The organism is Lacinutrix sp. MedPE-SW (assembly GCF_001874145.1).
GTDB lineage: Bacteria > Bacteroidota > Bacteroidia > Flavobacteriales > Flavobacteriaceae > Lacinutrix.
The window spans coordinates 1-15808 of the sequence record NZ_MPCX01000021.1 but is presented as its reverse complement, the minus strand read 5'-3'; the positions used below and the strand labels follow the sequence as shown (position 1 = coordinate 15808).

17 protein-coding genes are annotated in these 15808 nt (G+C 29.0%); 12 read left to right on the top strand and 5 right to left on the bottom strand.

From position 1 onward, the window contains the following. From BM549_RS13925 to cmk, 3 genes are all read left to right on the top strand, one after another. Nucleotides 1-545: hypothetical protein (locus BM549_RS13925; RefSeq protein ID WP_290470826.1), on the top strand; the 545-nt coding region annotated here is incomplete at its 5' end. A gap of 362 nt (nt 546-907) precedes the next feature. After that, nucleotides 908-1264, top strand: a complete 357-nt coding sequence (locus tag BM549_RS13920) for a hypothetical protein (RefSeq protein ID WP_290470825.1) — start codon at nt 908-910, stop codon at nt 1262-1264. Nucleotides 1265-1363: 99 nt separating this feature from the next. After that, nucleotides 1364-2059 (top strand): (d)CMP kinase, encoded by a 696-nt coding sequence (gene cmk, locus BM549_RS13915; protein WP_290470824.1) that lies wholly within the window; start codon nt 1364-1366, stop codon nt 2057-2059. A 67-nt stretch (nt 2060-2126) separates the two neighbouring features. Here the strand turns inward: cmk and BM549_RS13910 are convergent, their stop codons facing one another. Then, the gene (locus tag BM549_RS13910; protein ID WP_290470823.1) at nt 2127-2504 is read right to left on the bottom strand and encodes a LysM peptidoglycan-binding domain-containing protein; all 378 of its coding nucleotides are present in this window, start codon (nt 2502-2504) and stop codon (nt 2127-2129) included. Nucleotides 2505-2880: 376 nt separating this feature from the next. Between BM549_RS13910 and rpsA the strand changes: the two genes are divergently transcribed. The 7 genes from rpsA to BM549_RS13875 all read left to right on the top strand — a co-directional run bounded on the left by rpsA (nt 2881) and on the right by BM549_RS13875 (nt 9792). Further along, nucleotides 2881-4719, top strand: a complete 1839-nt coding sequence (rpsA, locus tag BM549_RS13905) for a 30S ribosomal protein S1 (RefSeq protein WP_290470822.1) — start codon at nt 2881-2883, stop codon at nt 4717-4719. A gap of 296 nt (nt 4720-5015) precedes the next feature. Then, nucleotides 5016-5816, top strand: coding sequence for a T9SS type A sorting domain-containing protein (locus BM549_RS13900; protein WP_290470821.1), 801 nt, complete (start codon nt 5016-5018; stop codon nt 5814-5816). A 325-nt stretch (nt 5817-6141) separates the two neighbouring features. Next, nucleotides 6142-6888 carry a T9SS type A sorting domain-containing protein gene (locus BM549_RS13895; protein ID WP_290470820.1) on the top strand — a complete coding sequence of 249 codons (747 nt, stop codon included), beginning with the start codon at nt 6142-6144 and terminating at the stop codon, nt 6886-6888. Between the two features lie 145 nt (nt 6889-7033). Continuing rightward, nucleotides 7034-7573, top strand: coding sequence for a bifunctional pyr operon transcriptional regulator/uracil phosphoribosyltransferase PyrR (pyrR, locus tag BM549_RS13890; RefSeq protein ID WP_290470819.1), 540 nt, complete (start codon nt 7034-7036; stop codon nt 7571-7573). A gap of 48 nt (nt 7574-7621) precedes the next feature. Then, complete coding sequence (locus BM549_RS13885; protein WP_290470818.1) at nt 7622-8551, top strand: aspartate carbamoyltransferase catalytic subunit; 930 nt, start codon at nt 7622-7624, stop codon at nt 8549-8551. A gap of 3 nt (nt 8552-8554) precedes the next feature. Continuing rightward, a complete protein-coding gene (locus tag BM549_RS13880) occupies nt 8555-8887 on the top strand; it encodes a ribonuclease Z (RefSeq protein ID WP_290470817.1) in 333 nt (110 codons plus the stop codon). Continuing rightward, on the top strand, nt 8887-9792 hold the full coding sequence (locus BM549_RS13875) for a ribonuclease Z (RefSeq protein WP_290470816.1): 906 nt from the start codon (nt 8887-8889) through the stop codon (nt 9790-9792). Before BM549_RS13880 ends, BM549_RS13875 begins: the two co-directional genes overlap by 1 nt. Here BM549_RS13875 and BM549_RS13870 read toward each other — a convergent pair. Then, on the bottom strand, nt 9789-10103 hold the full coding sequence (locus tag BM549_RS13870; protein WP_290470815.1) for a DUF3784 domain-containing protein: 315 nt from the start codon (nt 10101-10103) through the stop codon (nt 9789-9791). The genes BM549_RS13875 and BM549_RS13870 overlap by 4 nt on opposite strands. Before the next feature lie 83 nt (nt 10104-10186). On the opposite strand from BM549_RS13870, the gene pdxH reads away from it, so the two are divergent. Continuing rightward, nucleotides 10187-10834 carry a pyridoxamine 5'-phosphate oxidase gene (pdxH, locus tag BM549_RS13865; RefSeq protein WP_290470814.1) on the top strand — a complete coding sequence of 216 codons (648 nt, stop codon included), beginning with the start codon at nt 10187-10189 and terminating at the stop codon, nt 10832-10834. Between the two features lie 187 nt (nt 10835-11021). Further along, the gene (locus BM549_RS13860) at nt 11022-11513 is read left to right on the top strand and encodes a CAP domain-containing protein (RefSeq protein WP_290470813.1); all 492 of its coding nucleotides are present in this window, start codon (nt 11022-11024) and stop codon (nt 11511-11513) included. Nucleotides 11514-11716: 203 nt separating this feature from the next. On the opposite strand, the gene BM549_RS13855 is transcribed toward BM549_RS13860, so the two are convergent. The 3 genes from BM549_RS13855 to BM549_RS13845 all read right to left on the bottom strand — a co-directional run. Then, a complete protein-coding gene (locus BM549_RS13855) occupies nt 11717-13657 on the bottom strand; it encodes an OmpA family protein (RefSeq protein WP_290470812.1) in 1941 nt (646 codons plus the stop codon). Further along, complete coding sequence (locus BM549_RS13850; protein WP_290470811.1) at nt 13658-14602, bottom strand: type IX secretion system membrane protein PorP/SprF; 945 nt, start codon at nt 14600-14602, stop codon at nt 13658-13660. An 8-nt stretch (nt 14603-14610) separates the two neighbouring features. Next, on the bottom strand, nt 14611-15808 hold a 1198-nt coding region (locus BM549_RS13845; protein ID WP_290470810.1), incomplete at its 5' end, for a gliding motility-associated C-terminal domain-containing protein.

Sequence of the window (15808 nt, the reverse complement as noted above, 5' to 3'; positions counted from 1 at the left end):
GTGGAGGTAATACCAATACAGGACTTGGCTCAATAAATAATTCAAATAACAATACAGTTTCAACTACATCAACACCAACTATTTCAACCACTCAAACAACTACAACAACAGTTACAAGTGTAAATAACCCTTTTTCTATAAGTGATATCTCTGGTATGAAATCTAAAGCAGCATATGTAACTTTAGAGCAAAATGGCTACGCTAATAGCAAAACATTTCAAGAAGGAAATGTAACTTATAAGTTATGGTATAATAGCAAAACGGGTGAATGTTTAAAAACATTTAGTAGAAATTTTTACATTGTTAAAACAGAAAACTCTAATAATTGTAATAATACTAATGTTTACAATAGTAAATATAAAGGCTTAAAGTCTAAAGCAGTATATACAAGTATAGAACAAAGAGGTTTTGGTAATACTAAAACATTCCAAGACGGGAATGTTACTTATAAATTGTGGTATAATAGTAAAACAGACGAATGTATAAAAACGTTTAGTAAAAATTACTATATAGCTAAAGTTGAAATCTCTAACAGTTGCAAATAATAATTTTTAAATTTAAATATTAAAAGTGAAACATTAGTTTCACTTTTTTATATATAAATATCCCGATCTATAAATAGCTAATCTCATATAAATTAATTTTGTAATTTTCATTTTATTAAAAAAACGAAAAATTCATAATTAACTAGAAGCGCTAACTTATCAATAATTAAAAAGTAAAATTACATCAATACCAAAAATGTATTATTAATTAGAAAGATAAAACAGAAAACATTTTGTTAAAGATTAAAGCATAATAAGCTAAAATTTATAATAATAACTAACTTAATATCTATTAAATACACTAAAAAAACATGAAATTTTTTTTATTATTAATTTTTATTTGTGCGTGTAGTTGTAAAACTGTGGAACAAAAAACAGTTAAACAAAAGTTATCTTTATCTGGTAAAGAATATAAAAGCATAAAAAATGACAATGAAATTATAAGCGGATTAAATTTATTAATAAATGACTCTGTGGATATAAAAAAAATAGATAAAGCTTTAAATGAATATTTTAATGAACATTATAAAAGGAAACATTTAATAAGAGCGATTGAATTTTATAGTGTTTTTGGAAATAGTGCTACTATAACTGATACTAAAATAGATTCAACTCATAAAGGTATTCTTGAAATAAGAAATAAAGAAGAACTTGAAGCATTCAAAAATGATTTTTTTAAGGAAATTAAGTTAACAGTAAAAAAGAAAGATTCTCTTTAACTTTTAAAAGCATTGTAAAAAAAACTCAAATCTTAATTATAAGATTTGAGTTTTTTTATGCTTGAATATTATAATTACTTTTGCAGCACAATATATCACATGCAAAAAATAACAATAGCTATAGACGGTTTTTCGTCAACAGGAAAAAGTACAGTCGCTAAACAATTAGCAAAACACTTAGGATACATTTATGTAGATACAGGAGCCATGTATCGCGCAGTAACTTTATTTACTATGCGCAACGGTTATATTTCAAAAGAAGATTTTAATGTTAACGGTTTAGTAGAAAAATTAGGAGCTATAAATATTACTTTTAAATTTAATAAGGACTTAGGTTTTGCCGAGGTATACTTAAATGGTGAAAACATAGAAAGAGAAATAAGAACTTTAGAAGTGTCTAGTTTTGTAAGTAAAGTAGCAGCAATACCAGAAGTACGTTATCAATTAGTTAAACAACAACAACAAATGGGTAAAGACAAAGGTGTTGTTATGGATGGTAGAGATATTGGTACAGTGGTATTCCCTTATGCAGAACTAAAATTATTTATGATAGCTTCTGCCGAAAAAAGAGCAACACGTCGTTACAATGAGTTAATAGAAAGAGGTGATGATGTTAAATATGAAGACGTATTAAGAAACGTACAAGAACGTGATTATATAGATTCGCATCGCGAAGATTCACCATTACGTAAAGCAGACGACGCTATAGAAATAGATAATAGCGATTTATCTTTAGATGAGCAGTTTAAAAAAGTTTTACAATTAGTAGAAATGACTTTTGAGGATTTAGAGTAGCTTTAAAAACAAAAAGCGAGTCAACCAAAGTTAACCCGCTTTTAAAAAAGAAATTCGCTATTAATCCCTACAAATTCGGGATTACTAATTCTTGATCTGGGTGTATAACATCTGGGTTCTTTAAAATATTAGTATTCGCTTCAAAAATAGCATTGTATTTACTAGCATTACCGTAATACTGTTTAGCAATACCACCTAAAGTTTCACCACTTTTTACTGTATGTCTAGCAAAAACGCTAGTATCTTCAACTTTTATATCTGCAACAATATCGCTTGGGTTTTCACCACCAGCTGCTTTAATTTCATCCCAAAGTAAATTCTTTTCATATTGTGTAGCAGCAGTACCTTTAACTGTTAATACACCATTAGTTTCAGAAACGTCACCGTTTTGAATGTTTAATTTTTCGCCTAAATCAAGTACACCTTGATATTTTGCTTTTACCATAATTGTTTTGTTTTTAATGTTAATCTTACTGTATTAAAGATAGTAATTTATCACTTGAAACCTGTGGTTTTTAAAAATGATTATCCATTAAATACAAATAAAATAGATAAAGTGTGTGTAAAGCTCGATTAAACGCATTTTTTAATGTTTTTTAAAACCTTAAATTAAGACTATCTTTTTGTTTTTAGAGCTCTGATTTACAGTAAGTTTATTTTTTTTAAAAGCATTAGGTAATATAATCAAAAAGTAGTATTTTTGCACTCCTTTTTAGCGCAAGTAAGAAACAAAAGGGATTAAACAATTTTATTTATAACACTTCTGTGTGTTAGCGCATTAATTTCTTATAAACACAACAGAATACAAATTATTATCTGCAATGGCTGAAAAAGCAAAACAAGCAGAAGTTGAAGCTCAAGACGCTGCAACAGCAAAAAAAGAAGCTCCAGTAGTATCTGAAGCACAAGCAAACCCTGAAAAATTCTTAGCAGACTTTAACTGGCACAATTACCAAGAAGGTATTGATGAAGTTGAAGACTCTCAATTAAAAGAATTTGAAAAGTTAGTATCTGAAAATTTCGTAGATACATTAGATGACGAAGTAGTAGAAGGAGAAGTAGTACACATGACAGATCGTGATGCTATTATCGACATCAACGCAAAATCTGAAGGTGTAATTTCTTTAAACGAATTTCGTTACAATCCAGATTTAAAAGTTGGAGACAAAGTAGAAGTATTAATTGATGTGCGTGAAGATGCAACAGGACAATTAGTATTATCTCACAGAAAAGCACGTGTTATTAAAGCTTGGGATCGTGTAAATAATGCACACGATACTGGTGAAATCGTTAATGGTTTCGTTAAGTGTAGAACAAAAGGTGGTATGATTGTAGATGTTTTTGGAATTGAAGCATTCTTACCAGGTTCTCAAATTGATGTTAAACCAATTAGAGATTACGATCAATACGTAAACAAAACTATGGAATTTAAAGTTGTGAAAATCAACCACGAATTCAAAAACGTAGTAGTTTCTCATAAAGCTCTTATTGAGGCTGATATCGAAGAGCAAAAGAAAGAAATCATTGGTCAATTAGAAAAAGGTCAAGTATTAGAAGGTGTAGTTAAAAACATTACTTCTTACGGTGTATTTATCGATCTTGGTGGCGTTGATGGTTTAGTTCATATTACAGATTTATCTTGGTCAAGAATTAACCATCCAAACGAGATTGTTGAGTTAGACCAGAAATTAAATGTTGTAATCCTTGATTTTGATGAAAACAAATCAAGAATCCAATTAGGTCTTAAACAATTATCTAAACATCCTTGGGATGCTTTAGGAGAAGAAGTTTCTGTTGGAGACAAAGTAAAAGGTAAAGTAGTTGTAATCGCAGATTACGGTGCATTTATCGAAGTTGCAGAAGGTGTTGAAGGTTTAGTTCACGTTTCTGAAATGTCTTGGTCTACTCACTTACGTTCTGCTAACGATTTTGTTAACGTTGGTGACGAAATAGAAGCACAAATCTTAACTTTAGATAGAGAAGATAGAAAAATGTCTCTTGGTATCAAGCAATTATCGCAAGATCCATGGACAGATATTACAACTAAATACCCAGTAGGTTCTAAGCACACTGGTATTGTACGTAACTTTACAAACTTTGGAGTTTTTGTTGAATTAGAAGAAGGTATTGATGGATTAATTTACATCTCAGATTTATCTTGGACTAAGAAAATTAAACACCCATCAGAGTTCTGTAACGTAGGAGATAAGTTAGATGTAGTAGTACTTGAGTTAGATGTTGAAGGACGTAAATTATCTTTAGGTCACAAACAAACAACTGAAAATCCTTGGGATAAGTACGAAACTGAGTTTGCTTTAGGAACTACACATACAGCAGAAATTGCTGAAGTTGTAGACAAAGGAGCAACTATTGAATTTAATGAAGACATCGTAGCATTTGTTCCTTCTCGTCACCTTGAACAAGAAGACGGAAAGAAATTAAAGAAAGGTGATACTGCAGAATTCAAAATTATTGAATTTAACAAAGAGTTTAAGAGAGTAGTAGCTTCGCATACTGCAATCTTTAGAGAAGAAGAAATGGCAAACGTTAAAGCTGCGCAAGCTAAGCAAGCATCTCAAGCTGCTGAAGCTAAACCAACTTTAGGTGATGCTAACGACGCTTTACAAGCTCTTAAAGATAAAATGGACGGGAAAAAGTAATAACTTACTCCTTAATATAAGGAATCCTATTCTATAGAAATAAAAGCCTCACAATTTGTGAGGCTTTTTTTGTACCTAATTAACATCGAACAATTGTTTTTCTGTTTGTATTTAAACCATAAATTAAGCATTTAATAACCTTGTAGTAACTTGTTTTTAATGGTTTTTGCAATTTGTTTTTAACTAAAAATCATAAAAAAGCGATTAAAAGTTACTTTAATCGATTATTGCATGAAATTTTGTATCAATTGAATATTTTAATATATTTTTAAGATATAAACCAAAACACATTATTCATGAGAAAAAAATTATTTTTACTACTATTTGTATTGTCAACTTACTATAGCTTTTCTCAAGCAGGTAATACAAGAACAACTGCTATCGAGACATTAGACAATACATCAATTACATTAACCAATGCATTTAATGGTTTAACACCATCATTACAACAACCATATTGTTTTGGTGATAATTTAAACCAAAAAACAGATTTGTTCTATTTTAATACTATAGACCCAAATCATGATTCTATAACCATTAATTTAGATTCGCAAATAGGCGTAGTAGCTAGAATATATTTTCAAATACTTCGTGCCGCTGGAGGAAGTTCAGGAACATTAACAGAAGTGTTATGTTCTTTTTATGATATTAATGTAGTGCCAGTAGGAGGAAGTGCAACAATAGAAATTCCTTCAGGTGCATTACCTAATGGAATTGTAAATAATAATGATGTATACTATTTAAGAATTTTTACTCCAACAGATCAATTAGGAGTAGATTTAGATCAAACTACAGTAGATGCTATTCTATCTAACACTACAATAAGTATGACTAGTTTTGATTCTACAACACTTTCTACAGAAACATTTAATACAAATACTGTAAAGTATTCTATAGCTAATAATATAATCGCTATTTCAAATAATAATACCTATAATAATTACGAAATTTATAATCTTGAAGGAAAGAGAATAGTTTCACAAAAACAACTTAATACTATAAAAAGTATAGATATAAAAAATTTAAATAAAGGCTTATATTTTTTAAAGTTATCAGGAAACGGACAAACACATAAAACCATAAAGTTTATAAAATAATATAAGTTTTAAATTAAAAAAAAACACTTTCAAACACTTGAAAGTGTTTTTTTTTGGCTTATACTCAACTAAATAGATTGTAAGAATAAACTTACAATGTATATGTTAATAAATGTGCTTTATCCGTTAAAGATATATTAATATCCGATTTTATTGTTAAAATATATCGGAGTATATCGAAAATATTTTGAATCACAGGATATAAATTTTAAATTAAATTAACATTAGATAAGATTATGTTGTTTTTATCAAACGCGCGTTTATATACAATTTAATTCTCCCAAGAATTATTTAATAGTTTTTTATTAACCAAAATCTACATTCTATGAAAAATTTTACTCTTTTTGTGGCATTCTTTATGCTACTAACACTTAGTGCCCAAAGTGGCGACACCATTAACAATGCAATAGATGTTGATGGAACAATATCAAGTATTGATGTTGTAGACTTTAATAACGCAACAGACTCTCAATTAGTACCTTCCTGTGTCTCATCTGAAGATATATTTTATAAACACACAACAGGTGTTGGTGATAATAAAATGACAATTGGTATGGCAAGTGGTGCTGTATTAGTAAATACAGATGTTGAATATCAAATTTTTGTAGCTCCACAAGGCGATATGAATCAATTACAGGAGTTAGAGTGCGATGCTTACACCGTATTTGTAATTGTTGGTGGTAGTTTTCAATATGTTATAGACGATATAGATTCTTCAAGTAACTACTATTTAAGAGTTTATAAATCTACAGATAGTTTAATAAATCTTCAAGATTTATTAAACGGTACATCAATAACAATGCGCAGCGATTTCGATGCAACCTTATCTACAACAGATGAGGAATTAGAAGAATTTCAATTTACAGTATCAAACCAAGATATTACATTTAGTAACCAAAATAATACACCTTTAAACTATGAGATTTATAGTATAGAAGGTAAAAAAGTATTATTTAATAAAAGTAATTTTAAAGGTAACGCTATAGATATAGCTTCATTAAGTAGTGGTATTTATATTTTACAACTAAGTGACCAAGAAAAACAGAAAGCATACAAATTTGTTAAACAATAATTTTAATTATAAATAAATCCAAAAAAGGAGATAATCAATGAGATTGTCTCCTTTTTTTATTTAATGTCTTTTCTAACTGCATTTGCAATTGCAAACCCTAATTTTTTAGCTTAACTTTGTTCATCGAATCCGTTAGGAAACCCATATGAGTCAAAAAGTATTACTTAATGCTAAAGCCATAAACATCATTCTTCATAGATTGGCTTGCCAATTAATTGAAAATCATAAAGATTTTTCAAATACAGTATTAATAGGTATACAGCCAAGAGGAAAATTTCTTGCCAACCGTTTAGCCGAAATGCTTAGAACCGAATATAAAATTAAAGACTTAAAAATAGGGTACTTAGACATTACATTTTATAGAGACGATTTTAGACGTGGAGATAAAATTCATGAAGCTAATACTACCAATATAGATTTTGTAGTAGAAAATAAAAAAGTAGTTTTTATAGATGATGTATTATATACCGGAAGAAGTATACGAGCAGCTTTAACAGCAATTCAATCTTTTGGAAGACCAACAGAAATAGAATTATTAACGTTAATAGATAGAAGGTTTAGTAGACATTTACCAATACAACCAAATTATAGAGGTAGACAAGTTGATGCTATAAATAAAGAAAAGGTAAAAGTTAACTGGAAAGAAAACGATAAAGAAGACGCTGTTTATTTAATTAGTAATTAATAACATATAAAAACAAGTAGCATTTAGCTACTAATAGAATATATAAATATGAGCGAGTTAAGTGTCGATCACTTATTAGGAATAAAATATCTTCAAGAAAAAGATATTCAACTTATTTTTGAAACTGCAGATCATTTTAAAGAAGTTATTAATCGTCCTATTAAAAAGGTACCATCACTTCGCGATATTACTATTGCAAATTTATTTTTCGAAAACTCTACGAGAACAAAATTATCTTTCGAACTCGCCGAGAAAAGACTATCTGCAGACGTAATAAATTTTTCAGCAGGACAATCATCTGTTAAAAAAGGAGAAACTTTAATAGATACAGTAAACAATATATTATCCATGAAAGTGGATATGGTAGTTATGCGCCATCCAAATCCTGGAGCAGGTGTGTTTTTATCTAAACATGTAAAAGCAAATATTATAAATGCTGGAGATGGCGCGCACGAGCACCCAACACAAGCATTATTAGATTCTTACTCAATAAGAGAAAAATTAGGAGATGTAGCAGGAAAAAATGTAGTAATAGTAGGCGATATTTTGCATAGTCGCGTAGCATTATCAAATATCTATGCTTTAAAACTACAAGGAGCTAATGTTATGGTTTGTGGCCCTAAAACACTTTTACCTAAGTATATTGCAGATTTAGGAGTTAAAGTAGAAACAAACTTGCGTAAAGCTTTACAATGGTGTGATGTAGCAAATATGCTTCGCGTGCAAAATGAACGCATGGATATAAGTTACTTTCCATCAACTCGAGAATATACTCAACAATTTGGAGTTAATAAAGAATTACTAAATTCTTTAAATAAAGAAATTACAATCATGCATCCAGGACCTATAAACCGTGGTGTAGAAATTACAAGTGATGTAGCAGACTCTAAACAAGCTATCATTTTAGACCAAGTTGAAAATGGAGTAGCAGTAAGAATGGCTGTAATTTATTTATTAGCATCAAAAATAAAACAATAGATTATGATAATAGATCAAGAGGAAAATATTTCCATTATAACACAAGAAAAAGCTACTGTTGTTGAATTAGTTAAAAAAATTGAAGCCTTATATCCAAAGTTTGAGAAACATAATATAATTGTAAAACTTTCCGCTTTAGGTAAAATAACTTTAGAAGATATTATAGAGTTTTTAAGACTTTCAAATAAACATCGAGTTGCAAAACATTCTTTTGTAATAGTAACAGATGCAATAAATACAAATGAAACACCTTATGAAATTATAGTCGTTCCAACTTTAAAAGAAGCGCACGATATAATTGAAATGGAAGAAATGGAACGCGATTTAGGTTTTTAATGAAATTAAATATTCTTGGCTGCTATAGTGCCACTCCTCGTACATTTACTAACCCAACCTCACAAGTATTAGAAATAAATAATCATTTGTTTTTAATAGATTGTGGAGAAGGTACTCAAGTACAATTACGTAAGCATAAAATTAAATTTAATCGTATTAAGCATATTTTTATTTCTCACTTACATGGTGATCACTTTTTTGGCTTAGTAGGTTTAATTTCTACATTTAGACTTCTTACTAGAGAAGCAGATCTTCACATATATGCTCCAAAAGGATTAAAAGAAGTTATTATACTTCAAATGAAATTAGCAAAGTCTTGGACAAATTATAACCTAATTTTTCATGAATTAACAAGTACAGAATCTCAAGTAATTTTTGAAGATGATAAGGTAGAAGTAAGCACAATACCATTAGACCATAGAGTATATACTAATGGGTTTTTGTTTAAAGAAAAGCCTGGAGATAGAAAATTAGATATGAATGCTGTATTAAATGAAGATATTGAAATAGCGTATTATAGAAAACTAAAACAAGGTTTTGATGTAGAAAATAAAAATGGAGATTTAGTAAAAAATGAAACAGTAACTTTTCCTCCAGAGAAACCTAAGAGTTATGCATTTTGTAGTGATACAGCATATAATGAAGCAATTGTACCATTAATAAAAAATGCAGATGTAATTTACCACGAATCTACTTTTTTAGAGCAGCATGCACATTTAGCACCTAAAACAAAGCATAGTACCGCTAAAGAAGCAGCAAAAATTGCAAAATTGGCAAATGTAGGCAAGCTTATATTAGGGCATTACTCCACTAGATACGACGATATAAATATGTTTAAAACAGAAGCAAACGAGTTTTTTGAAAATGTAGAATTAGCAGATGATGGAAAAGTGTTTGAACTTTAATTTTTAAACTTCTTATTAGTATTAACGTAAACTAATGCAATTATTACCGTTACAACTATTATTAAAGAATTAATAGAGATAATACGCTCTATAGAAATACCAAAAGCTTCTAATATAAAATAGCTTATTATAGAAAACACTCCCAAACCAACTAAAAGCCATTGTAAAAATAATTGTAAATTTTTTATATTAACTTTTTGTTTTTCTTTTTTAGACATTGTATTGTAACCAGCAATTAAATTAGGATATTTACTAACCAAATACCCAGTTATAATAAGAATACTACTTAAAATCACTTGACTTATAAACATTACTATAAAATTTAATACGATTAAATATAATAATAATGATTAAAAATAAAACATATTAATATAGAACTTAGATACTTAATACTATGAATAAAGACTTGTCAAATTATAGAAAATCGTATGAAAAAGGTGAGTTACTTTTAAAAGATACACCAGACGATGCTATAGCACTTTTTGCAAAATGGTTTAAAGAAATTGATACTAGTTTTCCAGAAATAGAAGCAAATGCCATGACGCTTTCTACTATTGGTTTAGATGGTTTTCCTAAAAATAGAGTAGTACTATTAAAAAGCTTTAATAAAGATGGTTTTGTATTTTACTCAAATTATGAAAGTGAAAAAGGAAAAGCCATCTTAAAAAATCCAAATGTATGTTTATCTTTTTTTTGGCCAGAAGGAGAAAGACAAGTTATTATAAAAGGCATTGCAACTAAAGTTAGTGAAGATGTTAGTGATAATTATTTTAATTCTAGACCAAGAGGAAGTAGATTAGGTGCAATAGCATCAAACCAAAGTGATACTATTTTAAGTAGAGATGTGTTAGAAAAAGAATTAAAACTTTTAGAAATTAAATATGAAAATAAGAGCATTCCAAGACCTAAATATTGGGGTGGCTTTAATATTTCTCCAGTTTCAATAGAATTTTGGCAAGGGAGAGCTAATAGATTGCATGATAGAATTTTATATAAAAAAGATGAAAATAAGAGTTGGAAAAAATACCGCTTAGCTCCATAGGATAACATCCGATTAAAAGCACTTTATTTCGTCGAAGTGTATTTTTATTCATTCATAAACATGTATTTCACCGATTAAAGACATAAGATTCCGATGAAATGCATGTTTTTCATCGATTTTAACATTTCTTTAACATTCGGTTTCTTTTTCTCTGGTTATATTTACTTGCCCATTAAAATTTAACCTTATGAAAACTGTACTTAACCTACTTTTAACTTGCTTTCTTTTAGTTGCATTTACATCATGTTCTAGTGATTCATCAGATGAAATAACTTCGACTAATGAATACGTAGTTATTCCAGAATCTAAATTAATTGAAATAGAAATTTTAGAGCTTATTAATGAGTATAGAATTAGTAAAGGCTTAAATGTTTTAGAGCCATTAGATGCTATTAAAGGTCAAGCATATTCACATTCAGATTATATGGTTGAAACAAATAATGTTTCTCACGACAATTTTTATACTAGAAAAGCTTATTTAGTAAATAATGCTGGTGCACAAACGGTTACAGAAAATGTAGCTTATGGTTTTACTAATGCAGAATCTGTTGTAAACGCTTGGTTAAATAGTGAAGGTCATAAGGCAAATATTGAAGGTGACTTTACAAATTTTGAGGTTTCTGCAGAGCAGAATGAAGATGGCAAGTGGTATTACACAAATATTTTTATTAAGAAATAAATTTACCTAAGTTTATACATAAAAAAAGCGCATCTCAATTAGATGCGCTTTTTTTTATTGATGTTATATACTATACTTTAGTTTATAAATTAAATTTATAATTAGAGTAATTTTAATACCTATTTAAATTTATATGTAGCTAAAGAGGTTAAATGCTCTTAAAGCGAAGTAAATTCATTTAAATAGATATCTCACTTACTTACTTATTTAGCATAGCCACTAGTAATAATAAATTTAGATCGTCTATTTTTTTGGTGTTCTGCTTCACTACATCTTACACCATTTCTACAGCGATTTAAAAGTTGAGATTCTCCATAACCAATGGCACTTTCAACTCTCTCTTGTGCTATACCTCTTGAAAATAAATAGTCTCTAGTAGATTTTGCTCTTCTGTCTGATAGTTTTTTATTGTATTTATCTCTTCCTCGACTGTCTGTATGCGATTCTATTTTAATAACCATATTTGGATGCTCTCGCATTACTGCTACAATATTTTCTAATTCGTAAGCAGCATCTGGTCTAATATTAGATTTATCATAATCAAAGAAAATAGGATTTATAACTATTTCACTATCTATAATTAGAGGAGTTAAAAATAAATCTAACTTTGTTTCATCTCCATTTATATCTGTAGTTTCTATATCCTTTTGGTCTGGTCTATAAATTACTTTAACTGCTAAAACGGTGTATTTTGAGTTACATGCAACATCTAAAAATTCGTAATATCCATTTTCATCAGATGTTGCTCTTTCTAAAACTTTTCCGTTATCATCAATTAGTTTTACAACGACTTCTGGTAAAGGTTCATTAGATATTTTATCTCTTGTAATTCCAGAAATTGTTTGTTTACATTCGTATTTTCCAAAAGCATAAATATCATCACTACCTTTACCACCATCTCTATTAGACGAAAAGTAGCCTGTATTGGTATTTGAATCTATAAAAAATGCAAAATCATCAAAACCACTATTATATGGAGCTCCTAAGTTTTTTATATAAACCTCTGTAGAATCATTTTTTAAAAAATTAGATTCAAAAATATCTAAAAGACCTAAATTTATATGTGCATCAGAAGAGAAATATAAGGTAGAATCTTTTGCTATAAAAGGAAAGTTTTCACGTCCTTCAGTATTTATTTCAGGACCTAAATTTTGTGGTGTACCAAACGAGCCATCTCTTTTTATATTTATCTTATAAATATCTGTTTGTCCGTAACCATTTTCACGATCTGAAACAAAGTACAACGTTTTATTATCAGGGCTCAAAGCGGGCGATCCATTAGAAAATTCATCACTATTAAAAGGTAAATCTTCTGGTTTACTCCATTTTTCGTTTTCTAATTTAGATCTAAATATTCTTAAATTAGAAGTTCCCTTTTTATCATAAGTAGCTTTTTTAGCTTTTTTATTTAAATTATCTCTAGTAAAATATATGGTTTTCCCATCGTTTGTAATTGTTACAGAAGCTTCATGAAAAGCAGAGTTTAAATGGTTTGAAGAAATTTCCTTAGTGTCTGTAAACGTTTTTTTGTTCTCCTTAAACTCTATACTTGATTGATAAATATTTAGAAAAGGCTCTTGATTCCATTGATAAATTAATTTTTTATCTAAAATTGTATCTCTTACTCTAGTAGAGGCGAAGTATAATATGTTGTCAATTTCAAAGCTTCCAAAATCTGAATATTCAGTATTAATATCTAAGTTTTCAAAATCAACATAAACACGTTCTGTATTTTCTAAAGCTTCAAATTTTTCAATATCAAAACTTTCATCTTGTTTAACGCGTTTATCATTTTTTTTACGTTCTTTAAAAATAGTAGTCCATTTCTTAGATTCTTCAAATTGATTTAAACTTCTAAGAGTTTGAATATATTTGTATATATATTCTGGATTTATATCATTATATTTTGTTACTGCTTTTTCATACCAAAAGCTTGCTGTTTTAACATTAGAGTTATTGTAATAACAATCTCCTAATCTTGTTAAAACATGTGCTGTAGTATCACCTTTTTTTAAAACTTCTAAATATAATTCTGTCGCTTGATAATACGCATAATCTCTAAAAAAATTATCTGCAACTTTCACTTGAGCATTACAGATTGATGATAGAGATATTAGAGTTAATATGAATAGTATTTTTTTCATTTAAAAATATCTTGGAGATTTTATACGTTTTTGAGGTTTAAATAATTCATACATAAGAAGTATCTCGTGTGTTCCACTAGTATACGGTCTTAAATCTGAAAGAAAATATTCGTAAGTATAACCAATACGTAATTGCTTGTCTATTTGGAAATCTACCAGCGCTCCTAGTGTTGTTGTATCTTGATTATATCTATAACCGCCGCCAACCCAAAGCTTTTCGAAAAATAAAAGGTTAGCATTAATATCAAATGATATTGGAGCTCCATTAACTACTTTTGCCAAAACTGCTGGTTTTAGTTTTGTGTTTTCACTTAAATTAAAAACATATCCTCCAGTTAAATAATAACCTACACGTTCTAAGGCTACATAATCTACAGTGTCTACACGATTTGCTAAATTATAATCTGTTCTTAAAATTCTTGGTGCAGATAAGCCAACGTACCATTTGTTAGTATGCCAAAATAAACCTACACCTATGTTTGGATTCCAACGACTACTAATATCACTAAAAAATGGATCTGAATACACTTGCTCATCATCCAGAAATCCAATTGTATCTAAGTTATAATGAGTAAATCCAGCTTTTAAACCAAAAGCAAGTTTTGTTTTTTCTCCTGTTTGAATTGTATATGAAAAATCGCCATAAACGAAAACAAAGTTTTCAAAACCCAATTGATCGTTAATAATAGAAAGACCTAAACCAACTTTTTCATCTTTTAATGGAGAATGTATAGATAGTGTTTGTGTACTAGGTCCTCCTTCAAGTCCAACCCATTGACTTCTGTGTAAACCAACAACACTTAAAGTTTCTCTACTTCCAGCATATGCTGGGTTTATAGATATAGTATTAAACATGTACTGAGAAAACTGAGGCAGTTGTTGTGCAAAAGTAAACCCGAAACTAAATATTAATGTAGTTAATATATAAACTGTTTTTTTTCTCATTAAAAAAATTATTTAGTACCTAAATACAGAGGTCCTGTTATTGGATCTAAACCACTATCTTGAATAATTACAACATAATAATAAGTACCATTTGGTAATTTATCTGCTTCTCCAATAGAAGATCTAATAGAAGAACCATTCCAATCATTCTGATAATTCTTAGTTTCAAAAATTATGCCACCGTATCTATTAAATATTTGTAACTCTATAATGAATCCACATTTTTTAACACCACTAATTTCAAAGAAATCATTAAATCCATCGCCATTAGGTGTTACTGCTTTTGAAATTTTAAAAGAATCTACACCGCAAGGTAACTCTATACACTCATCGTTAATTTCAATTGTAACCTCTGTAGTTTTTAAACAGTTACCTTCAGGCATAGTATAAGCAAAAGTATAATCTCCTAATTCTACTTCTAGAGGATCAAATATTCCGTCTTCAATAGTAGTATTACCAGAAACAACTGTCCAAGTTCCTGAAGTGTCTGCAGTGTCATCTAAATAATCAAATAAATCTATTAAACCATCATTAAAACACTTTGCGTCTTCCTCTTCGACAACAAAGTCTTCACTAATAACATTTAATGTTTGTATAATTTCTTTTATATTTCCACAAGCATCTGTAGCTGTCCAAGTCCAAATTATTTGGTAATCTTCTCCTGTTCCGTTACTATTATCAGTTTCAGTAAAATCTACAATGACATCAAGATTAGAACAATCGTCTGTAAACTCTAAAGTTGGAGGTTCTGGAATGTTAGAACATGTTACATATATTGTTGCATCAATATCTGTTAATAAAATAGGAGCAATGCTATCTTCAAGAGTTAAAGTTGCAGTAAGGGTAGTTGAATTACCACAATCATCTGTAACAATATAATTTACTGTAAGTGTTCCTCCAACACCACATGTCGTTGATAAATTATTAAAATCATAATCTGATGTTACTTCATTTGTAATTTCTAAATCACAATCATCGACACCACAACTTGTAAGAGTTGCTATATTATTTGCATTCCAGTTATCTGCAACTGTTTCATTGTCTGAACCAGAACATTCTATTGTCTCGTCCGTAACTGTACAACCTGAAAGATCAGGTCCTGTAGTGTCTTCAAGAGTAAGAGTAGCTGTGGTTGTCGTTGTGTTACCACAATCGTCTGCCACAGTATAAGTTACAAGTAAGCTACCACCAGCACCACAAGCATTA